This is a genomic window from Enterobacter cloacae complex sp. OE43NF, assembly GCF_023544405.1.
GTDB classification, from domain to species: domain Bacteria; phylum Pseudomonadota; class Gammaproteobacteria; order Enterobacterales; family Enterobacteriaceae; genus Enterobacter; species Enterobacter cloacae.
On record NZ_JAMJFW010000038.1, the window covers coordinates 24,915 to 46,137 of the forward strand.

A 21,223-nucleotide genomic window follows, 5' to 3' on the forward strand; every position below is an offset into this window, starting at 1 on the left:
CAGAGATAAAAAAGATGAATCTTGGCTCACTTGTATCAGAAACGCGCAACCCGCAAACCATGGATCTGGATGCTCTCTCCACCCTGGAGCTGGTTAACCGTTTTAATCAACAGGATACGCTGGTCGCACTGGCAGTGAAAGAGACATTACCAGAGGTGGCGAAGGCCGTCGATGCTGCGGCACAGGCGCTCAAGGCGGGGGGCCGCATTATTTATATGGGCGCCGGAACCAGCGGACGACTCGGTGTGCTGGATGCCTCTGAATGTCCGCCTACGTTCGGCGTTCCGCACGGGCTGGTGGTCGGTCTCATTGCCGGTGGGCCTGGCGCACTGCTGAAGGCGGTAGAAGGGGCGGAAGACAACAAACAGCTCGGTGAAGACGACCTGAAAGGGCTTAACCTCAACGCAAACGACCTGGTGGTCGGACTGGCCGCTTCCGGGCGCACACCTTACGTCATTGGTGGCCTGGAATATGCCAATCAGACGGGCTGCACTACCGTGGCTATCTCCTGTAATCCAGGCTCGCCCATTGCGCAGGTGGCCCACATCGCTATTTCGCCGGTCGTCGGGCCTGAAGCGCTCACTGGCTCCACGCGCCTTAAATCCGGGACCGCGCAAAAACTGGTGCTCAATATGATCTCCACCGGCGCGATGGTGAAGTTCGGCAAGGTGTATCAGAACCTGATGGTGGATATGCAGGCCACCAACGTCAAGCTGGTGGATCGGGCCTGTCGCATGGTGATGGAAGCGACCGGTGCGAGCCGCGAAGAGGCGGAAGCCGTACTCAAACAAACCGATCACGATGTGAAACCGGCCATTCTGATGATCCTGAGCGGGCTGGATGCCGCCGCCGCGCGAGCCAGGCTTGCCGAGCATAATGGATTCTTACGGGCGGCATTAGAAAACTAACACAGAGGCGTGTATGGAAAAAACAGCAGCGCTCGCCAGCCATATTTTGCAGGGGATCGGCGGAGAGAAGAACATTCAGCGTCTGGAAAACTGCATGACGCGTGTGCGCGTCGAGGTGCATGACGACGACCAGCTTGATATCGCGCACCTTAAGCAGCTTCCTGGCGTCAGCGGATACGTAAAGCAGGGGCAGCAGCATCAGCTGATCGTCGGGCCGGGAAAAGCGGCGCAGGTCGTTGATGCCATGCGCGCATTGATGGGCGGAGGGGCGGCCGTGCCGGTTGACGATGCCGAGCGCACCAAAGCGCAGGCGAAGGCCAAATACAAAGCCCCCATGAGCGATGCGCTGCGACAGCTGGCAAACGTCTTTATTCCACTTATTCCGGCGTTTATTGCCTCCGGGTTGATCACCGGGATCATCAATATCCTCAAGCGTCCGGATATTGTCGGCGATTTTGCCACGCACTATCCGAACCTGCTCGGCATTCTGGGGATCTTTGGTAGCGCTGTCTTCGCCATCATGAACATTCTGGTTGGGGTTAACACCGCCAAAGTGTTTGGCGGCTCAATGGCGATGGGCGGGGTGATGGCCGGTATTCTCTCCAGCCCGCAGCTTGCGCAGATAACCCTGTTTGGCGAGGCTCTCCAGCCCGGGCGCGGCGGGGTGATTGCGGTGCTGCTGGTGGTCATCCTGATGTGCTGGATTGAGAAAAAGCTGCGCGCCGTTCTGCCCGGTTCCATTGAGCTGATCCTCAATCCGCTGCTGACCACGCTTATCACCGGCTGTGTGGCGATTGTGGCCCTGCAGCCGCTGGGCGGCTGGATCTCTGAGGTGATTGCCCACGGCGCTTCTTTGGCTATCGATCGCGGCGGGTTATTAGTGGGCGCTGTGCTGTCAGGGACTTTCCTGCCGCTGGTGCTGACCGGGCTGCATCAGGGGCTGGTGCCGATCCACGTCGAGCTGGTGCAGGCTCATGGTTATAACGCGCTGCTGCCCATTCTGTCGATGGCGGGGGTAGGTCAGGTTGGTGCGGCGATTGCCGTGCTGATGAAAACCCGTAACGCGCGCCTGAAAAAAGTGATTAAAGGGGCGCTACCGGTCGGATTGCTGGGCATTGGCGAGCCGCTGATTTTCGGTGTCACGCTGCCGCTCGGTAAGCCTTTCCTCGCGGCCTGTCTGGGCGGGGCGGTGGGCGGGGCGCTTATCAGCTACTGGAAAGTTGCCACCGTTATCACCTTTGGACTCTCCGGTTTACCGCTGGCGCTCACCATCGTGACCGGAAAAGTCATGCTCTATCTGTTAGGCTATCTGGTAGCGGTGATCGCCGGGTTCCTGTTTACCTGGCTGGCAGGATTCAACGACCCAGAGGAGTAAGGTTTGGCTAATCACGAGCGTCGTGTTGTCTTTTTCGACCTGGATGGAACGCTACATCAGCAGGATATGTTCGGTACGTTTATGCGCTACCTGCTGCGGCGTCAGCCCCTGAACGCACTGCTCGTCTTACCTTTGTTACCCGTGATTGGCCTTGCGCTGCTGGTGAAAGGCCGGGCAGCGCGCTGGCCAATGAGCTTGCTGCTCTGGGGCTGTACCTTTGGCCACAGTGAAGCCCGGCTCAAACAGCTTGAGCAAGACTTTGCGCACTGGTTTCGCGATCATGTGACGGCGTTTCCGGTTGTGCAGGCACGGCTGACCAGCTACCTCGATGCGAACGACGCCGATATCTGGTTGATTACCGGCTCGCCGCAGTCGCTGGTAGAGCAGGTCTATTTTGATACGCCGTGGTTGCCGAGAGTGAACCTGATCGCCACGCAGATCTCTCGTGGTTACGGCGGGTGGGTATTGAGCATGCGCTGTCTGGGGCATGAAAAGGTGGCCCAGCTGGAGATGCGCATTGGCACGCCGCTGCGCCTGTACAGCGGTTACAGTGACAGTAAGCAGGACAACCCGCTGCTCTATTTTTGCCAGCACCGCTGGCGCGTCACGCCTGCGGGTGAACTTCAGCAACTCGAATAGTTTTATCCATAGCGGGTGTGTATAATGCCGCCCGCTTTTCGACTGGAGTATCAACCGTTGTCCAACCCTGAATTCTCACACGAATACTGGATGCGCCATGCGCTCACCCTTGCCCGGCGCGCCTGGGACGAGGGAGAAGTGCCCGTGGGTGCGGTGCTTGTCCATAACAACCAGGTGATTGGAGAAGGGTGGAACCGCCCGATTGGTCGCCACGATCCTACCGCTCACGCAGAAATCATGGCGCTTCGTCAGGGGGGGCTGGTACTGCAAAACTACCGTCTGCTCGACACCACGCTGTACGTCACGCTTGAGCCATGCGTCATGTGTTCCGGCGCGATGGTGCACAGCCGTATCGGTACGCTGGTTTTTGGCGCGCGGGATGAAAAAACCGGTGCTGCGGGCTCGCTGATGGACGTGCTTGGACACCCGGGAATGAACCATCAGGTGAAGACTATCGGTGGGGTGCTTGCACCAGAGTGTTCGGGGCTATTAAGTGATTTCTTTCGAATGCGCCGTCAGCAGAAAAAGCAACAAAAGGCAGAATTGAAGTCGTCGGGCGATTAATTTCGTCCGGTGCCACAACCGGATAGCTTTGCGCCAGCTGTTTCGCCTCTGTCGCCTCTTTTTCCTTCTCCAGCAGATACCCCACCAGGCTAATCTGATATTTACGAATATTTTCCACGTAGGCATAAGCCTCATGCCCGCGCGCATAGCCGTAGGTGAGCTTGTTGTACCACGGCTTCTGGCTCAGGAGCGGCAGACGCTGTTTTACGTCAGACCAGCTGTCGGGGTTGCCTTTAGTTTTTGCCGTCAGGGCCCGGGCGTCGAGCATGTGGGCATAGCCCATGTTGTAGGCGGCCAGCGCGAACCAGATACGCTCCTCTTCCGGCACTGTCTCGGGGACTTTGGCCATCATATCCTGCAGGTAGCGCGCGCCGCCGCTGATGCTCTGTTCCGCATCGGTACGGTCGGTCAGCCCGAGGCTCTGCGCGGTATTTTTCGTCAGCATCATCAGGCCGCGCACGCCGGTGGGGGAGGTGGCCTGGGTGTCCCAGTGGGACTCCTGATACGAGATAGCCGCCAGCAGTTTCCAGTCAATCTCCTGCGCATATTTTTCGAACAGAGGCTGCAGGTCAGGCAGGACGCTGTCTACCGCGCGCAGGAAGCTGCGGGTGTCAACGTAGTCAAAGTCATCACCATGGCCGAGGTACTTCTCTTCCAGGCGTGCCAGGGTACCGTCTTCATTAATGGTGTTATAAAAATCGAGCATGGCCGCAGAGAGGGTCTGATCGTCATCAAGATGAGTAAACCAGGTCACGGGCTGTTCGTCCGTCACGTCCAGCGCCACGGCGATTTCAGGATGCACCCGCTGGAACAGGCTGATCGCCACGGAGTCGGCGATGGTGTAAGGCAATTTCTGATCTTTGACCTGGTCCAGCAGCTCCGTTGTGCCGAGTTTAGGATCGACGGTCCAGCTCAGGTCAGGGTATTTCTTCTCCTTCAGCTCACGCAGATCGTCAATCACCACATGGCCCGGGGCAATCGTCAGCTGTTGAGCGTTGATCGAGGCCAGCGTACGCGGGCGCAGGCTACCGACGCGATAGACCAGCTGCTGTGAAACGGAGTAATAGGTCGGGCCCGGCTGGTAATTCTTGCTGCGCTCGCTGTTGTACACCAGCCCGGCGGCGAGGATATCGGCATCGTTGTTATCCAGGTCATCAAACAGCTGGCTGATGTTCTGGCGCACGGTGATTTTGAGCTTCACGCCGAGGTAATCGGCAAACTGCTGAGCCAGCTCATAGTCCAGACCGATGGTTTTGCCGTTGATGTCGCTGTAAATCAGCGGAGAGTTAAGCGTGCTGACACGCAGCTCCCCCCGCTCCTGAATGGCGGCGATACGGTTTTCGGCTTTGCCGAACCAGGGGATGGAAGGCCAGAGGGCCACTGCCAACAGCAACGTTACAATGCCGATGAGCAGATAATTAATCTTTAATTTTTTCAATTAGTTAATTCTCTGCGACGCCGGTTGCCTTAGTATGCTGTAGCCATGTTAAAAATAAGGTTTGCCATTGATTGAGCGGCATTTTGCGTAAAGTTACGCCACTTGGCAACAAATTAGAGAGAGAGGTCACATCTATTGTTAAACGATGCCGTCGATTTTATTTCGACGCAAACGGTTTCGTCGACGCTCAGGATTCTCTATAATGACGCCCGTTTTCCCCCCTTGCGCACACTGTAAGCGCCCCGGCGCTTCGAAGACGAGAGACTTATGATGGAAATTCTGCGTGGTTCGCCTGCACTGTCTGCCTTCCGTATTAACAAACTGCTGGCACGTTTTCAGGCACCCGACCTTCCGGTAAGCAATATTTACGCTGAGTATGTCCATTTTGCTGACCTGAATGCCCCCCTGAATGCAGAGGAGCGCGTACAGCTGGAACGCCTGCTCAAGTATGGCCCAAGTCTGAGCAGCCATACCCCAACCGGTAAACTGATCCTTGCGACGCCTCGTCCAGGCACCATCTCCCCCTGGTCTTCCAAAGCGACTGACATCGCTCACAACTGTGGTCTGAACCAGATTAACCGTCTGGAACGCGGCGTGGCGTATTACGTTGAAGCTTCCACCCTGAGCGACGCCCAGTGGCAGGCGGTGGCCGCAGAGCTGCATGACCGCATGATGGAGAGCGTATTTGCTTCTCTGGATGATGCGCAGAAACTTTTTTCCCACCATCAGCCTGCGCCAGTACAGAGCGTGGATTTGCTGGGGCAGGGCCGTCAGGCGCTGATTGACGCTAACCTGCGTCTCGGCCTGGCACTGGCAGAAGATGAGATTGACTACCTGCAGGATGCGTTCGTTAAGCTGAACCGCAATCCAAACGACATCGAACTCTATATGTTCGCGCAGGCTAACTCTGAGCACTGCCGCCACAAGATTTTCAACGCCGACTGGATTATTGACGGTGAACAGCAGCCGAAGTCGCTGTTCAAAATGATCAAAAACACCATGGAGAAAACCCCTGACCACGTGCTGTCTGCCTATAAAGACAACGCCGCGGTGATGGAAGGTTCCGAGGTGGGCCGCTTCTTCGCCGATCGCGAAGCAGGGCGCTATGACTTCCATCAGGAGCCGGCGCATATCCTGATGAAGGTGGAAACTCACAACCACCCGACGGCGATCTCTCCGTGGCCGGGTGCGGCGACCGGTTCCGGCGGTGAAATCCGTGACGAAGGGGCGACGGGCCGTGGTGCGAAACCAAAAGCGGGCCTGGTCGGTTTCTCTGTTTCCAACCTGCGTATCCCGGGCTTTGAACAGCCGTGGGAAGAAGATTTCGGTAAGCCAGAGCGCATCGTGACCGCGCTGGACATCATGACCGAAGGTCCACTGGGCGGCGCGGCATTCAACAACGAATTTGGTCGTCCGGCGCTGAACGGTTACTTCCGTACCTATGAAGAGAAAGTGGACAGCCACAACGGCGAAGAGCTGCGCGGCTACCACAAACCGATCATGCTGGCGGGTGGGATAGGCAACATTCGCGCCGATCACGTGCAGAAAGGTGAGATCGTCGTCGGTGCGAAGCTGATCGTCCTCGGTGGACCGGCGATGAACATCGGCCTGGGCGGCGGTGCGGCCTCTTCAATGACATCCGGTCAGTCTGACGCCGATCTCGACTTTGCCTCCGTTCAGCGTGACAACCCGGAAATGGAGCGTCGTTGCCAGGAAGTGATCGACCGCTGCTGGCAGCTGGGTGATGCAAACCCAATCCTCTTTATTCACGACGTTGGCGCGGGCGGCCTGTCCAACGCCATGCCGGAGCTGGTGAGTGACGGTGATCGCGGTGGCCGTTTCAACCTGCGCGACATTCTGAGCGATGAGCCGGGCATGAGCCCGCTGGAGATCTGGTGTAACGAATCTCAGGAGCGTTATGTGCTGGCCGTCGCAGCCGATCAGCTGCCGCTGTTTGACGAGCTGTGCCGCCGCGAGCGCGCGCCGTACGCGGTAATCGGTGAAGCGACCGAAGAGAAACACCTGACCCTGAGCGATACCCATTTCGACAACCAGCCAATCGATCTGCCGCTGGACGTGCTTCTCGGCAAAACGCCGAAGATGACCCGCGACGTGCAGACCCGCAAAGCGGCGGGCAACGCGCTGGATCGTCAGGGCATTACCGTTGCAGACGCGGTGAATCGCGTGCTGCACCTGCCTGCAGTGGCAGAGAAAACCTTCCTGGTCACCATCGGCGACCGTACCGTGACCGGTATGGTCTCGCGCGATCAGATGGTGGGGCCATGGCAGATCCCGGTGGCGAACTGCGCTGTGACCACTGCGAGCCTCGACAGCTACTACGGTGAAGCGATGGCGCTGGGCGAACGTACACCGGTAGCGCTGCTGGACTTCGCGGCCTCTGCTCGTCTGGCCGTCGGTGAAGCACTGACCAACATCGCCGCGACCCAGATTGGCGATATCAAACGTATCAAACTGTCCGCGAACTGGATGGCCGCTGCCGGTCACCCGGGCGAAGACGCGGGCCTGTATGAAGCTGTGAAAGCGGTGGGTGAAGAGCTCTGTCCTGCGCTCGGCCTGACCATTCCAGTGGGTAAAGACTCCATGTCGATGAAAACCCGCTGGCAGGAAGGCAACGAGCAGCGCGAAATGACTTCGCCGCTGTCGCTGATCATCTCCGCGTTTGCCCGTGTGGAAGACGTGCGCCATACCGTGACCCCACAGCTCTCGACCGAAGACAACGCCCTGCTGCTGATTGACCTGGGTAAAGGTCACAACGCGCTGGGTGCCACCGCGCTGGCACAGGTTTACCGCCAGCTGGGTGATAAACCGGCTGACGTGCGTGATGTGGCACAGTTAAAAGGCTTCTACGACGCCATTCAGACGCTGGTGGCGCAGCGTAAACTGCTGGCCTACCACGACCGTTCCGACGGCGGCCTGCTGGTGACCCTGGCGGAGATGGCCTTCACCGGACATTGCGGTGTTGAAGCGAACATCGGAACGCTTGGCGAAGATCGTCTGGCGGCACTGTTTAACGAAGAACTCGGCGCGGTGATTCAGGTGCGCGCGGCCGATCGTGACGCGGTTGAAGCCCTGCTGGCTCAATACGGCCTGGCAGACTGCGTACACTACCTGGGTAAAGCCGTTCAGGGTGACCGTTTCGTCATTGAAGCGGATGGCCATGCGGTGTTCAGCGAAAGCCGCACCACGCTGCGTATGTGGTGGGCCGAAACCACCTGGCAGATGCAGCGCCTGCGTGATAACCCGGACTGTGCCGATCAGGAACACAACGCCAAGGCCAACGACAACGATCCTGGCCTGAACGTGAAGCTCTCCTTCGACATCAACGAAGACATCGCTGCACCGTACATTGCGACCGGCGCGCGTCCGAAAGTCGCCGTGCTGCGTGAGCAGGGTGTCAACTCCCACGTTGAGATGGCTGCGGCCTTCCACCGTGCGGGCTTTGATGCCATCGACGTTCATATGAGTGACCTGCTGGCAGGTCGCACCGGTCTGGAGGATTTCCATGCGCTGGTGGCGTGCGGCGGTTTCTCCTACGGTGACGTGCTGGGTGCCGGTGAAGGCTGGGCGAAGTCCATTCTCTTCAACAACCGCGTGCGCGATGAGTTCGAAAACTTCTTCCATCGTCCGCAAACCCTGGCGCTTGGCGTATGTAACGGCTGCCAGATGATGTCTAACCTGCGCGAGCTGATCCCGGGCAGTGAAGCGTGGCCACGCTTTGTGCGTAACCAGTCCGACCGCTTTGAAGCACGTTTCAGCCTGGTCGAAGTGACTCAGAGTCCGTCTCTGCTGCTGCAGGGAATGGTAGGGTCGCAGATGCCAATCGCCGTTTCTCACGGTGAAGGTCAGGTAGAAGTGCGTGATGCCGCCCATCTGGCTCAGCTTGAGAGCAAAGGCCTGGTGGCGCTGCGCTTTGTTGATAACTTCGGCAAGGTGACGGAAACCTATCCGGCTAACCCGAACGGCTCGGTGAATGGGATCACGGCGGTCACCAGCGAAAGCGGCCGTGCGACCATCATGATGCCACACCCCGAGCGTGTGTTCCGCACCGTGAGCAACTCCTGGCACCCGGAAAACTGGGGCGAGGACAGCCCGTGGATGCGTATCTTCCGCAACGCACGGAAACAGTTGGGTTAATCGGTATTGCTCTTTAAAGCCCGGTACGCGAAAGCGCTACCGGGCTTTTTTATGTCTGTCGCAATTTCGCGACAGACCCGTAATGCCACTGTCTCCAAATGGAGACATTTAACTCTTTGATTTATATATGGCAGGTGCGGTTCCCGTTAAGGTGTTGCTGATTAGCGACACTTAGCCTGGAAATCATTCAGCGAGCAATTAACGGTGAAAACCCATAAATTATATAAATATCAATGTGATAATATATTGATTTGCATTCTGGCACATCTATTGCATAATATTAATCAGTGGCTCATTCACCTTCTTATGTCAGCCCCTTCGGGACGTGCTACATAAACTTCGAATGACGCACAAAAAGGTGCCTGCCGTCCAACTACTGATCATAGCGCTGCTTTATCAGGACAGGGCGAAACGTCGAGTTAGGCACCGCCTTATTCCATGACAAAGCCGGGTTTTTACCCGGCTTTGTTGTATCTGAAGGGCAGACTCAGTTACGCTCTCCTCAAACCCATTCAAAGAGAGTAATGCGTTGAAACGCTGGCCCGTTTTCCCCCGTTCCCTGCGTCAACTCGTAATGATGGCCTTTTTGCTGATCCTGCTGCCTTTACTGATTCTGGCCTGGCAGGCGTGGCAAAGCCTGAACGCGCTTAGTGCCCAGGCGGCACTGACTAATCGCACGACGCTCATTGACGCCAGACGCAGTGAAGCGATGACCAACGCCGCGCTGGAGATGGAGCGTAGCTATCGTCAGTATTGCGTGCTTGACGATCGCACGCTGGAAAAGGTCTACCAGAATCAGCGTAAACGCTATAGCGAGATGCTGGATGCGCATGCCGGCGTGTTGCCGGACGATAAGCTCTACCAGGCATTACGTCAGGATTTGAACGATCTGGCCCAGCTGCAGTGTAAGAACAGTGGCCCTGATGCCGCCGCAGCCGCGCGGCTTGAAGCCTTTGCCAATGCCAATGCTGAGATGGTGCAGTCTACCCGTGCGGTGATTTTCTCTCGCGGTCAGCAACTGCAGCAGGAGATTGCCGAACGCGGTCAGTTCTTTGGCTGGCAGGCGCTGGTGCTGTTCCTGGTCAGCCTCGCGCTGGTGTTACTTTTTACCCGAATGATCATCGGCCCGGTGAAGGGCATCCAGCGGATGATCAATCGTCTGGGGGAGGGGAAATCACTGGGCGATACGGTGGCCTTTAAAGGCCCGCGCGAGTTGCGTTCCGTGGGGCAGCGGATTATCTGGCTTTCGGAGCGCCTGTCGTGGCTGGAATCCCAGCGTCATCAGTTTTTACGTCATATTTCCCATGAGCTTAAAACGCCGCTGGCCAGCATGCGCGAAGGCACGGAATTGCTGGCAGACGAAGTAGCGGGGCCGCTGACGGTGGAGCAGAAAGAGATTGTTGAGATCCTCGACGCCAGTAGCCGCAATCTGCAGAAATTAATTGAGCAACTGCTCGATTACAACCGCAAGCTGGCGGATGGAGCGGTCGTCCTCGAAAATGTCGAGATTGAGCCGCTGGTGGATATGGTGATCTCTGCCCACAGCTTGCCTGCAAGAGCTAAAATGATGCATACCGGGGTGACGCTGAATGAGCCAACCTGCCTGGCTGAACCGATGTTATTGATGAGCGTTCTGGATAATCTTTATTCCAATGCGGTGCACTATGGTACTGAATCCGGTAACATTTATATCCGAAGCTATACGAATGGTTCACGGGTCTTTATTGATGTCGCCAACACCGGCACCCCGATCCCCGATGACGAAAGAGAGATGATATTTGAACCCTTCTTCCAGGGAAGTCATCAGCGAAAAGGTGCGGTTAAAGGAAGCGGTCTGGGGTTAAGTATCGCCCGGGACTGTATACGACGCATGCAGGGGGAGCTAAACATTGTCACGGATGAACGTTCCGATGTTTGCTTCCGTATCGAACTGCCCCTGAGCCGGAAAAACCAATAAAATGAAGCTATGTCTGGTGAGTATGTCACACGTCTTTTTCCGCGCCATACGCGCGGTGTTTTCCCGTAAAACGTTGCGCCTGAGCCTGCCTTGTTTATTGCTGGCGGGGTGTGTTTCCCATGTGCCAAAAAGTGCCATTAGCGATAAACAGGAAGATAAATGGCCAGAGAATCAGCTGGCAGATTTTCTCTCAACCCGCTGCGACGACATCTGGAACCTGTCGGGGCATGACGTCGAAACCAATCCTCTGTTCTGGCTACGCGGAATAGACTGCGCGCAGCGTCTGGCTCCGGTTGAAGCCCGCTCAAAAGCGGCGATGCTGGACGACGATACCTGGCAGGACGCCTTCAAGCGCGGAATATTGCTTGGGGATGCCAAAATTACCCCTGTCGAACGACGCACGAACGTCACGCGGCTCGACACCTTTGTGGCATATCTTCCCGCTCAGGTACGCCCTGTTTATCAGCTCTGGCGCGATGGGCAGACATTACAACTTCAGCTGTCTGAAGAGCGCTCCCGTTACAGCAAGCTGCAACAGTCAACCGACAGCGAGCTGGATACCCTGCGTCAGCAGCAACAACATTTGCGTACGCAACTGGATACCACGACGCGTAAGCTGGAGAACCTGACCGATATCGAAAGACAGCTCTCGTCGCGTAAATATCAACCAGCGAGTTCATCTGCTGCACCGGACAGCGATACACCGAAACAAGAGGATGTGAAGCATGACGAGCCGTAAACCTGCCCATCTCCTGCTGGTGGATGACGATCCCGGTTTGCTCAAGTTGTTGGGAATGCGTCTGGTCAGTGAAGGCTACAGCGTCGTGACGGCTGAAAGCGGGCTGGAGGGGCTCAAAATTCTCGCCCGGGAGAAAATTGACCTGGTGATAAGCGACCTGCGGATGGATGAAATGGATGGCCTGCAGTTGTTCGCAGAGATCCAGAAGCAGCAGCCGGGCATGCCGGTGATTATCCTGACGGCGCACGGCTCGATCCCGGATGCCGTCGCGGCGACACAGCAGGGGGTTTTCAGCTTCCTGACCAAGCCGGTGGATAAAGACGCGCTGTATAAGGCCATCGACAGTGCGCTGGAACATGCTGCCCCGTCGAGCGATGAGGCGTGGCGGGAGCCGATTGTCACGCGTAGCCCCATCATGCTGCGTCTGCTGGAACAGGCCCGGATGGTGGCGCAGTCTGACGTCAGCGTCCTGATTAACGGGCAGAGCGGCACCGGGAAAGAGATCCTGGCGCAGGCCATCCATAATGCCAGCCCGCGCAGCAAAAACGCCTTTATTGCCATTAACTGCGGCGCACTGCCGGAACAACTGCTCGAATCTGAACTCTTCGGCCACGCCCGCGGTGCGTTCACCGGTGCAGTCAGCAGCCGGGAAGGCCTATTCCAGGCGGCGGAAGGCGGTACGCTTTTCCTGGACGAGATTGGCGACATGCCTGCGCCGCTGCAGGTCAAATTACTGCGCGTGCTGCAGGAGCGAAAAGTGCGCCCGTTGGGCAGCAACCGCGATATCGACATTAACGTGCGCATCATCTCCGCCACGCACCGTGATTTACCAAAGGTAATGGCGCGCAATGAGTTTCGTGAAGATCTTTACTACCGCCTGAACGTCGTGAACCTGAAAATTCCGGCGCTGGCCGAACGTGCGGAAGATATCCCTTTGCTGGCGAATCACCTGCTGCGCCAGTCTGCGGATCGCCACAAACCGTTTGTGCGGGCGTTTTCCACCGATGCGATGAAGCGGCTGATGGCCGCAAGCTGGCCGGGAAACGTGCGTCAGCTGGTCAACGTGATAGAGCAGTGCGTGGCGCTGACGTCGTCACCTGTCATCAGTGACGCGCTGGTGGAGCAGGCGCTGGAAGGCGAGAACACGGCACTGCCGACGTTTGCCGAAGCGCGTAACCAGTTCGAGCTAAACTATCTGCGTAAGCTGTTGCAGATCACCAAAGGTAACGTGACCCACGCGGCACGCATGGCCGGACGCAACCGCACCGAGTTCTATAAGCTGCTGTCACGCCATGAGCTGGAAGCCAACGATTTTAAAGAGTAGTACCGCAAACTTCGAATGAATATGATACTGTGAGCAATCGATTACGACGCAGCTTACAGGCAAGAGTTTAAGGACCCACCATGAAAAAGATTGATGCGATTATTAAACCTTTCAAACTGGATGATGTACGTGAAGCGCTGGCGGAAGTGGGCATCACCGGTATGACCGTGACCGAGGTGAAAGGTTTTGGTCGTCAGAAGGGCCACACCGAGCTTTACCGTGGTGCAGAGTACATGGTGGACTTTCTGCCGAAAGTGAAAATTGAAATCGTGGTAAGCGACGATATTGTCGATACCTGTGTGGATACCATTATCCGTACGGCGCAAACGGGTAAAATTGGCGACGGTAAAATCTTCGTCTTTGACGTGGCGCGTGTCATCCGTATCCGTACCGGCGAAGAAGACGACGCTGCGATTTAACATTGTCAGCGATTTGCAGACCGGGTCAGGCGCAGCCGCCATCCGGCAAAAAAAGCCCCTCGTTCGAGGGGCTTTTTGTATTACAGCACTTTATGCGGTCCAAAACATTCGTAATGGATGTTGTCTTTATTGACGCCCAGCTCAACCAGCTGCTTCGCGGCAAACTGCATAAACGCCACCGGACCGCAGACGTAGAACTGCATCTCCGGCGCGCTGAACGCACCTTCATGCTGGCGTAAATCCATCAACCCTTCGCTGTCAAAGCGGGCCGCTGTACGATCGGCATCCGTTGGCAGACGATACCAGGTGTGCGCGGTGAAACGCGGCAGGGTAGCACCCAGCGTTTTCACCTCATCAGCAAAGGCGTGCACATCCCCGTTTTCAGCGGCGTGGAACCAGTTAACCTGCGCGCTGTGGCTGGATTTCGCCAGCGTGTCCAGCATCGCCAGCATTGGCGTTTGACCCACACCCGCAGAGATCAGCGTCACCGGGGTATTTGCCTCAACGGCCATAAAGAAATCGCCCGCCGGCGCAGCCAGATGAACCACGTCGCCCACGCTGGCTTCGTTATGCAGCCAGCTGGAAACCTGACCGCCGTCCTCGCGTTTCACCGCAATACGGTAGCCTTTGCCGTTTGGCTTACGGGTGAGGGAGTACTGGCGGATCTCCTGATGCGGGAAACCTTCAGGCTTCAGCCAGACGCCGAGATACTGCCCCGGCTGATAATCGGCAACGGGTTGACCATCCACTGGCTCGAACTCAAAACTGGTAATCAGCGCGCTACGCGGCGTTTTCTCAACAATGCGGAAGGCGCGGGTCCCTTCCCAGCCACCGTTCTTGCTGGCGTTTTCGCTGTAGATCTGCGCTTCACGGTTGATAAAGACGTTTGCCAGCACGCCGTAAGCTTTGCCCCATGCGTCCAGTACCTCCTGGCCCGGGCTGAACATCTCGTCCAGCGTCGCCAGCAGGTGACCGCCCACAATGTTGTACTGCTCGGGTTTGATCTGGAAACTGGTATGCTTCTGCGCGATTTTCTCCACCGCAGGCAGCAGGGCTGGCAGATTTTCTATGTTGCTGGCGTAGGCCGCGATGGCATTGAAAAGCGCTTCCCGCTGATCGCCGTTACGCTGGTTACTCATGTTGAAAATCTCTTTCAACTCCGGGTTGTGCGCGAACATGCGGTCGTAGAAATGAGCGGTGAGCTTAGGGCCTGTCTCCACCAGCAGGGGAATGGTGGCTTTAACGGTAGCGATGGTTTGAGCGTCGAGCATGAGCGCGTCCTTCTGATGTGAACTTAATGATGTATTTTAAATGCATCTTATAAAAATAACCCTGTGATGTAAATGGTTCTTTGCAAGATGAAATATATGCATCACAAACCTGAAAAGAAATCCGTTGAAAATGACGAGGGCTTTATTCCTCAAACCCTTGCGTGGCGTGAAGGAAAACGTTTGCGTAAAATCGTTTGTCAAGACCTGTTATCACAGAACTATTCAGTTATACTGTTGCCCGTCGTCCAACAGGACTGCCTTTTCAGGCCAAATTTTACTTGTTAGCTGAGTCAGGAGATGCGGATGTTAAAGCGTGAAATGAACATTGCCGATTATGATGCCGAACTGTGGCAGGCTATGGAGCAGGAAAAAGTACGTCAGGAAGAGCACATCGAACTGATCGCCTCCGAGAACTACACCAGCCCGCGCGTCATGCAGGCGCAGGGTTCTCAGCTGACCAACAAATATGCTGAAGGTTACCCGGGCAAGCGCTACTACGGCGGTTGCGAGTACGTTGATATCGTTGAGCAACTGGCGATTGACCGTGCGAAAGAACTCTTTGGCGCTGACTACGCGAACGTCCAGCCGCACTCCGGCTCTCAGGCAAACTTCGCGGTCTACACCGCGCTGCTGCAGCCGGGCGATACCGTTTTGGGTATGAACCTGGCGCAGGGCGGTCACCTGACTCACGGCTCCCCGGTAAACTTCTCTGGCAAACTGTACAACATCATCCCTTACGGTATTGATGAGTCAGGCAAAATTGACTACGAAGACATGGCGAAGCAGGCTAAAGAGCACAAGCCGAAGATGATCATCGGTGGTTTCTCTGCTTACTCCGGTATCGTTGACTGGGCAAAAATGCGTGAAATCGCAGACAGCATCGGTGCTTACCTGTTCGTGGATATGGCGCACGTTGCCGGTCTTATCGCCGCAGGCGTTTACCCGAACCCGGTTCCTCATGCTCACGTTGTGACCACCACCACGCACAAAACCCTGGCGGGTCCACGCGGTGGCCTGATCCTGGCGAAAGGCGGCGATGAAGAGCTGTACAAAAAACTGAACTCCGCTGTGTTCCCAAGCGCACAGGGCGGCCCGCTGATGCACGTGATCGCGGCAAAAGCCGTCGCGCTGAAAGAAGCGATGGAGCCAGAGTTCAAAGTCTACCAGCAGCAGGTTGCCAAAAACGCCAAAGCGATGGTGGAAGTGTTCCTGAACCGTGGTTACAAAGTGGTGTCCGGCGGTACTGAAAACCACCTGTTCCTGCTGGATCTGGTTGATAAGAACCTGACCGGTAAAGAAGCTGACGCCGCCCTGGGCCGCGCCAACATCACCGTGAACAAAAACAGCGTACCAAACGATCCGAAGAGTCCGTTCGTGACCTCCGGTATCCGTATCGGTTCTCCGGCTGTTACTCGCCGCGGTTTCAAAGAAGCGGAAGTGAAAGAGCTGGCTGGCTGGATGTGTGACGTTCTGGACAACATCAATGACGAAGCGGTTATTGAGCGCGTAAAAGCGAAAGTTCTGGATATCTGCGCACGCTTCCCGGTATACGCATAATTCTTCTGCTTAGAAGAAATAAAAAAAGGCCGCGTTTGCGGCCTTTTTTTATGTCTTAACGTCGGTCGAGGGATATTGCTCCCGGTCCCACAATGGCCAGCAGGATAAATGCGCCCGCAATACTGACGTTCTTGTAGAAATTAATCATATTCGGCACAACCGCATCCCCGGTCATGTCCCAGTAATGGTGACCAATTACTGCCGTGCCCAGCGTGTAGAACACAAACAGTACGGCGAGAGGGCGGGTGAAAAAGCCCAGCACGATCAGGATGGCGGCAGGGACTTCCATCACCACGGCGATAATGGCCGCCAGCATGGGCATTGGCGCGCCAAGCGACGTCATATATTGTACGGTGCCGTTAAACCCCGTCAGTTTTGGATAGCCGAAAATAATAAAGAGTACGACAAGCGCGATACGGGCAATCAACAACAACAGGTGGCGTGACTGACCGAAATCGAAATAGCGAAGTGAGTTCATGGCAGAAAACCTCTGCAAGTGGAGTAATTTAAACGTAATACACATTTTCGTTCCCTGCCATAAGCCAGACGATTGCATGGAATGTTAATTTTTCGTTAATTTATAGCAGGCTATCTACTTGCTTAATTTTTATATTCTCGCCAGACTATGGCCTCCATTTCGGGAGGGATTCATGGTCTTGCATTCCACGCGCTGGCTGGCGCTCAGCTATTTCACCTATTTCTTTAGTTACGGTATTTTTCTGCCTTTCTGGAGCGTCTGGCTCAAGGGAATTGGCCTTACTCCGGAAACCATCGGTGTCCTGCTGGGGGCGGGGCTGGTGGCGCGTTTCCTTGGCAGCCTGCTGATTGCACCGCGCGTCAGCGATCCCTCCTTACTCATCAAAGCGGTGCGTATTCTTGCCCTGTTAACGCTGGTCTTTGTGGCCTGCTTCTGGGTCAGCCATCAGTTTGCCTGGCTGATGGTGGTGATGGTCGGCTTTAACCTGTTCTTCTCCCCGCTGGTTCCCCTGACGGACGCCCTGGCAAACACCTGGCAAAAGCAGATCACCATGGACTACGGTCGCGTGCGCCTGTGGGGCTCCATTGCGTTTGTGATTGGCTCTGCGCTGGTGGGGAAACTGGTCAGCCTTTACGATTACCACGCCATTCTGGCCCTGCTAAGCATCGGTATCGCCTCGATGTTGCTGGGCATGCTGCTGCGACCGTCAGTCATGCCGCAAGGCGAAAGTCGCCATCAGGAAAGCGCAGGCTGGCCCGCCTGGCGAAGCCTGGTGGCGCAAAGCTGGCGTTTTCTGGCCTGCGTCTGCCTGCTTCAGGGGGCGCACGCGGCGTATTACGGCTTCAGCGCCATTTACTGGCAGGGCGCCGGTTACTCTGCCTCTGCCGTGGGCTACCTGTGGTCGCTTGGCGTGGTGGCCGAAGTGATTATCTTTGCGCTCAGCAAGAAACTGTTCCGCCGCTTCGGCGCGCGCGACCTGCTGCTGCTCTCCGCCGTGTGTGGCGTGGCGCGGTGGGGCATTATGGGCTGGACGACCGAACTGCCCTGGCTGATCGTGGCGCAAATTCTGCACTGCGGCACCTTTACCGTCTGCCATCTGGCGGCCATGCGCTATATCGCCGCGCGTGAAGGCGGGGATGTGATTCGCTTGCAGGCGGTCTATTCTGCGGTGGCGATGGGCGGCAGCATTGCCGTGATGACGGTCTTTGCGGGCTTCCTGTATCAACATCTGGGACACGGCGTGTTCTGGGTAATGGCACTGGTCGCGCTACCGGCGATGTTTATTCGCCCGAAAGTGGCCGCGCGCGCCTGACTACGATTCCAGCATGGCGCGAATATGTTCTTGCTGCTGTGCGTTCAGCGATTCCACAGCGTGGATCAGCGGCGGTGAGAACAGGGGCAGGGCGGTGGGGTAAGGGGTAATGACCAGCGCCGCTTCGCGCGGAGCCCCCTCTTTCTGAAAAGCCTGCAGCGTCAGATAACGAATATTGAGCGGCAGCAGCGTTAGTTCGCGCAGCTGTTGTTCAATCACCTCTTCACAGGATTTGTCCTCTCCGGTTAATAACACCACCTGTTTTTCGTGCAGATCGGTCTCCTGCATCAGCCAGGCGCCAAAAATCACCGCCACCAGACTCATCTCTTCATCAGAAAAACGCAGGCCAAACTCCGCTTCCAGCTCAAACAACGCCTCCTTGGTGGTGCGTAACAGACGGGGGTAAAGGCGATGGATCTCTTCTGGCAGGCTGTTGTCGATGCCGATCTCAAACAGCGACCGGTCCAGCGCCTGTGCCAGATGAACGTAGAGCTGATCGGTCAGCCCTTGTTCATCGCTGAAGTTCATTCCTGTCTGGGCGCGAAAACGGGCAATCATCCGCACGATGGCCCGGCGCAGACGCTGATCCTGCTGATGTTTATCGAGCACCGGATCGGGCGTGCGCAGCATCATAAACAGCAGCGCGAGGAACAGTTGTTCGTCGCTGTGGGTTCCCTGCGGCACGCGGCGTTTCCAGTGACGCACAATTTCCTGCGCCGTAAAGTATTCCCCTCGCGACTGTGTCCAGTTGCGCTGAACGGGGGAAAACTGCGGCGTATTGCCCAGGTGATGCTGGATCAGACAATACTGCAAGAAGAGCTGTAAAAACTGCACGTCACGGCAGTCAAAGGGGCGCTGTAGCTTTCGGGAACAGAAGCTGATCAACGCCCGCAGATTCGTATCGTCATAAAGCGGACGCGCGATGCCCTGCTGTTTAAGCGCGGTTTTAAGCGCCGGGGTAAACTGTTGCGAAACAAAATGTGGGCACAGGCGGAGCGCCCTGCGCAGCCAGTGCAGCAGACATAAACGCTGATTCAGGACCGTGCCTTCAATCCGGTAGCTGCCGTCATGGTGCGTGACAATGTCCAGCCGGTGATAGCGCTGGATTTCATCGCGCGTCTCGGCTATATCTTGCCGTGCCATGGCGTCGTCCACGCCGTTGGTTGCGATTATGCTCTGTGCGGTGACGGCAGCATCGGGCAGGTAAAGCATCAAAAGCACCTGGCAGCGGCGCTGCGAACTGGAAAGCACAGATGGAATTTCAAGCGTTGTCATCATCTGTTGGGTATCCAGTGTGAATGTCTGGTAAGAATAGCTAAAGGATCGACGCTGAAAAGCGTACCGGCAGCCCTTTCACTCAGGATTGCTGGCGAACATCACAGAATTTTTGACGTGAGGAATTGATGCAAACAGTTAAACACAGCGCGATGGCGTTATTTTTGGCGGTTATCACTTTCACCGCCGGCGCGCATCCTCACAGTTTTATCAGTCTCAAAACCGAGCTGGTGACTGACGGAACCCAGTTGAGTGGCCTGAAAATGCGCTGGACGATGGATGAAATCACCTCGGCCGATCTCCTGTATGACGCGGGAAATGCAAAGCCAGGCGATGAGATCTGGAAAAAGCTGGCGGCGGAGGTCATGGCCAACGTGCTGGGACAGCACTACTTCACCGAGTTCTGGCATAACGGACAAAAGGTGAAGTTTATGAATCGCCCGACGGAGTACGGCATGTCGCGCGACGGTCATCAGGCGGTGCTGACGTTTGTTCTCCCGCTGGCGCATCCTCAGCCGCTGGCAGGACAGACGTATACCTTTTCCACCTTCGACCCCACCTATTACGTCGATATGAGCTATGCGAAGGAGAGTGACGTGACGCTACCGACTACCCTGCAAAAATCCTGCAAACTCGCTGTTCATACGCCAAAACCCAGCGAAGAGACGCTCAACTTCGCCGTCTCTCTGGATAAAGAGGATGCCCCTCCTGAAGATATGGAACTGGGTAAACAGTTTGCACAGCAGGTGACGTTACAATGTCAGTGATCGCCTCTTCCGCCCGCAAACCACGTCGCTGGCTTCATCTCTGGCCGCTGGCGCTCTTTTTATTGCTGGCCGTGTGCGGCGCGCTGTGGTTATGGCAGGCCTGGCCGCAGGTTATGATGAAAAGCATTCTCTGGCAGCGTGACGTTAACCAGCAGATGAGCGGGTTACTCAAGGCGGTGGCGGATAACCCGACAAAAGCAGGTGGTTCCCTGCTGGCATTCAGTTTTGTCTACGGGGTGCTGCATGCGCTGGGGCCGGGGCATGGCAAGATTGTGATCGCTACCTGGCTTGCCACGCATCCCTCGAAGCTGAAATCGAGCATCGGTCTGACGCTGGCCTCTTCGCTGCTGCAGGGCGGCGTCGCTATCGGGCTGGTAGTGGTCGTCCTCTCGCTGTTACAGCTTCCCGCTCGTCAGCTGCACCTGAGCAGTTTCTGGCTGGAGAAGGGAAGTTATGCGCTGGTGGGCGTGCTGGGGGGGATCCTCTGCTGGCGGGCGCTGAAAAAACTGCGCGTACTGCTGCAAAAGCCAACCTTCAAATCCTTTACGCCACATCATGTCCATGATGCCCACTGCGGCTGCGGACATCAGCATCTGCCTACGCAGGCGCAGTTGCAGAGCGGCGACGACTGGCGTGCGCGGGTGATGATTGTTCTTTCAATGGGGATGCGACCATGTTCAGGCGCAATCATGGTGCTGCTGTTCAGCAAAGTGATTGGCGTATTCGGCTGGGGCATGCTCTCTGCGCTGGCTATGGCGGCAGGAACGTCCCTGACCATTTCGTCACTGGCATTACTGGTTCACAGCTTCCGTCAACTGGCGGTAAAACTCAGCGGCAATAAGACGCCGGTGCTGTGGCGACAGGTAGGCTGGACGACGCTCGCGCTGGCGGGCGGGGTGATTCTGCTGGTAGCGGCGGTGACGATGTGGATGAGTGCGGTGCCGGTGGGAAGGGGATTACGGCCGTTTTAGTAGGGTGCGGTCTGATGCCCTCACCCTGACCCTCTCCCACCGGGCTGAGGGATCCCCAGTAATATGGTCATGCA

General features: G+C 56.5%; 17 protein-coding genes. 13 read left to right on the forward strand and 4 right to left on the reverse strand.

Features of this window, described 5'->3' with window-relative positions; translation table 11 throughout:
• The first annotated feature begins 14 nt into the window (after nt 1–14).
• Genes murQ through tadA form a run of 4 tightly spaced genes read left to right on the forward strand, consistent with a single transcriptional unit; the run spans nt 15 to nt 3,486 of the window.
• Nucleotides 15–908: an N-acetylmuramic acid 6-phosphate etherase gene (gene murQ / locus M8370_RS16975; RefSeq protein WP_013098312.1), complete on the forward strand. Its 894-nt coding sequence runs from the start codon at nt 15–17 to the stop codon at nt 906–908.
• 13 nt (nt 909–921) lie between these two features.
• Nucleotides 922–2,283, forward strand: a complete 1,362-nt coding sequence (locus M8370_RS16980) for a PTS transporter subunit EIIC (RefSeq protein ID WP_029882224.1) — start codon at nt 922–924, stop codon at nt 2,281–2,283.
• 3 nt (nt 2,284–2,286) lie between these two features.
• A complete protein-coding gene (gene yfhb, locus M8370_RS16985; protein WP_013098310.1) occupies nt 2,287–2,922 on the forward strand; it encodes a phosphatidylglycerophosphatase C in 636 nt (211 codons plus the stop codon).
• Between the two features lie 24 nt (nt 2,923–2,946).
• Nucleotides 2,947–3,486, forward strand: coding sequence for a tRNA adenosine(34) deaminase TadA (gene tadA / locus M8370_RS16990; RefSeq protein ID WP_038420406.1), 540 nt, complete (start codon nt 2,947–2,949; stop codon nt 3,484–3,486).
• Here tadA and mltF read toward each other — a convergent pair.
• Entirely contained in the window at nt 3,374–4,924 is a 1,551-nt protein-coding gene (mltF, locus tag M8370_RS16995; RefSeq protein WP_013098308.1) for a membrane-bound lytic murein transglycosylase MltF, read from the reverse strand. The genes tadA and mltF overlap by 113 nt on opposite strands.
• 267 nt (nt 4,925–5,191) lie before the next feature.
• On the opposite strand from mltF, the gene purL reads away from it, so the two are divergent.
• The 5 genes from purL (at nt 5,192) to glnB (ending at nt 13,518) form a co-directional block, all read left to right on the forward strand.
• Nucleotides 5,192–9,079: a phosphoribosylformylglycinamidine synthase gene (gene purL / locus M8370_RS17000; RefSeq protein WP_250021454.1), complete on the forward strand. Its 3,888-nt coding sequence runs from the start codon at nt 5,192–5,194 to the stop codon at nt 9,077–9,079.
• Nucleotides 9,080–9,608: 529 nt separating this feature from the next.
• On the forward strand, nt 9,609–11,036 hold the full coding sequence (gene qseE / locus M8370_RS17005) for a two component system sensor histidine kinase QseE/GlrK (RefSeq protein ID WP_029882227.1): 1,428 nt from the start codon (nt 9,609–9,611) through the stop codon (nt 11,034–11,036).
• Between the two features lies 1 nt (nt 11,037).
• A complete protein-coding gene (gene qseG, locus M8370_RS17010) occupies nt 11,038–11,775 on the forward strand; it encodes a two-component system QseEF-associated lipoprotein QseG (RefSeq protein WP_045901177.1) in 738 nt (245 codons plus the stop codon).
• Nucleotides 11,762–13,099: a two-component system response regulator GlrR gene (gene glrR / locus M8370_RS17015; RefSeq protein WP_013098304.1), complete on the forward strand. Its 1,338-nt coding sequence runs from the start codon at nt 11,762–11,764 to the stop codon at nt 13,097–13,099. The genes qseG and glrR overlap by 14 nt, the downstream gene beginning before the upstream one ends.
• An 80-nt stretch (nt 13,100–13,179) precedes the next feature.
• A complete protein-coding gene (gene glnB / locus M8370_RS17020) occupies nt 13,180–13,518 on the forward strand; it encodes a nitrogen regulatory protein P-II (RefSeq protein WP_003860685.1) in 339 nt (112 codons plus the stop codon).
• 80 nt (nt 13,519–13,598) lie between these two features.
• Here glnB and hmpA read toward each other — a convergent pair whose 3' ends face one another.
• Nucleotides 13,599–14,789, reverse strand: coding sequence for an NO-inducible flavohemoprotein (gene hmpA / locus M8370_RS17025; RefSeq protein WP_248032078.1), 1,191 nt, complete (start codon nt 14,787–14,789; stop codon nt 13,599–13,601).
• A 303-nt stretch (nt 14,790–15,092) separates the two neighbouring features.
• Here hmpA and glyA point away from each other — a divergent pair, with 303 nt between their 5' ends.
• A complete protein-coding gene (gene glyA, locus M8370_RS17030) occupies nt 15,093–16,346 on the forward strand; it encodes a serine hydroxymethyltransferase (RefSeq protein WP_013098302.1) in 1,254 nt (417 codons plus the stop codon).
• 55 nt (nt 16,347–16,401) lie between these two features.
• On the opposite strand, the gene M8370_RS17035 is transcribed toward glyA, so the two are convergent.
• Nucleotides 16,402–16,824 carry a DoxX family protein gene (locus M8370_RS17035; protein WP_013098301.1) on the reverse strand — a complete coding sequence of 141 codons (423 nt, stop codon included), beginning with the start codon at nt 16,822–16,824 and terminating at the stop codon, nt 16,402–16,404.
• A gap of 172 nt (nt 16,825–16,996) precedes the next feature.
• Between M8370_RS17035 and M8370_RS17040 the strand changes: the two genes are divergently transcribed.
• Entirely contained in the window at nt 16,997–18,136 is a 1,140-nt protein-coding gene (locus M8370_RS17040; protein WP_020690043.1) for a 3-phenylpropionate MFS transporter, read from the forward strand.
• On the opposite strand, the gene csiE is transcribed toward M8370_RS17040, so the two are convergent.
• A complete protein-coding gene (gene csiE, locus M8370_RS17045) occupies nt 18,137–19,414 on the reverse strand; it encodes a stationary phase inducible protein CsiE (protein ID WP_045293500.1) in 1,278 nt (425 codons plus the stop codon).
• A gap of 125 nt (nt 19,415–19,539) precedes the next feature.
• Here csiE and M8370_RS17050 point away from each other — a divergent pair, with 125 nt between their 5' ends.
• Entirely contained in the window at nt 19,540–20,178 is a 639-nt protein-coding gene (locus M8370_RS17050; protein WP_023620117.1) for a DUF1007 family protein, read from the forward strand.
• The gene (locus M8370_RS17055) at nt 20,169–21,149 is read left to right on the forward strand and encodes a nickel/cobalt transporter (protein WP_048972594.1); all 981 of its coding nucleotides are present in this window, start codon (nt 20,169–20,171) and stop codon (nt 21,147–21,149) included. The genes M8370_RS17050 and M8370_RS17055 overlap by 10 nt, the downstream gene beginning before the upstream one ends.
• Nucleotides 21,150–21,223: the final 74 nt, after the last annotated feature.

What these genes read in the sequence shown, in the direction of transcription:
- murQ (WP_013098312.1), top strand. Translation starts at nt 15, where the DNA reads ATGAATCTTGGCTCACTTGTATCAGAAACGCGCAACCCGCAAACCATG.
- M8370_RS16980 (WP_029882224.1), top strand. Translation starts at nt 922, where the DNA reads ATGGAAAAAACAGCAGCGCTCGCCAGCCATATTTTGCAGGGGATCGGC.
- tadA (WP_038420406.1), top strand. Translation starts at nt 2,947, where the DNA reads ATGCCGCCCGCTTTTCGACTGGAGTATCAACCGTTGTCCAACCCTGAA.
- purL (WP_250021454.1), top strand. Translation starts at nt 5,192, where the DNA reads ATGATGGAAATTCTGCGTGGTTCGCCTGCACTGTCTGCCTTCCGTATT.
- qseG (WP_045901177.1), top strand. Translation starts at nt 11,038, where the DNA reads ATGAAGCTATGTCTGGTGAGTATGTCACACGTCTTTTTCCGCGCCATA.
- glrR (WP_013098304.1), top strand. Translation starts at nt 11,762, where the DNA reads ATGACGAGCCGTAAACCTGCCCATCTCCTGCTGGTGGATGACGATCCC.
- glnB (WP_003860685.1), top strand. Translation starts at nt 13,180, where the DNA reads ATGAAAAAGATTGATGCGATTATTAAACCTTTCAAACTGGATGATGTA.
- hmpA (WP_248032078.1), bottom strand. Translation starts at nt 14,789, where the DNA reads ATGCTCGACGCTCAAACCATCGCTACCGTTAAAGCCACCATTCCCCTG.
- glyA (WP_013098302.1), top strand. Translation starts at nt 15,093, where the DNA reads ATGTTAAAGCGTGAAATGAACATTGCCGATTATGATGCCGAACTGTGG.
- M8370_RS17035 (WP_013098301.1), bottom strand. Translation starts at nt 16,824, where the DNA reads ATGAACTCACTTCGCTATTTCGATTTCGGTCAGTCACGCCACCTGTTG.
- M8370_RS17040 (WP_020690043.1), top strand. Translation starts at nt 16,997, where the DNA reads ATGGTCTTGCATTCCACGCGCTGGCTGGCGCTCAGCTATTTCACCTAT.
- csiE (WP_045293500.1), bottom strand. Translation starts at nt 19,414, where the DNA reads ATGATGACAACGCTTGAAATTCCATCTGTGCTTTCCAGTTCGCAGCGC.
- M8370_RS17050 (WP_023620117.1), top strand. Translation starts at nt 19,540, where the DNA reads ATGCAAACAGTTAAACACAGCGCGATGGCGTTATTTTTGGCGGTTATC.
- M8370_RS17055 (WP_048972594.1), top strand. Translation starts at nt 20,169, where the DNA reads ATGTCAGTGATCGCCTCTTCCGCCCGCAAACCACGTCGCTGGCTTCAT.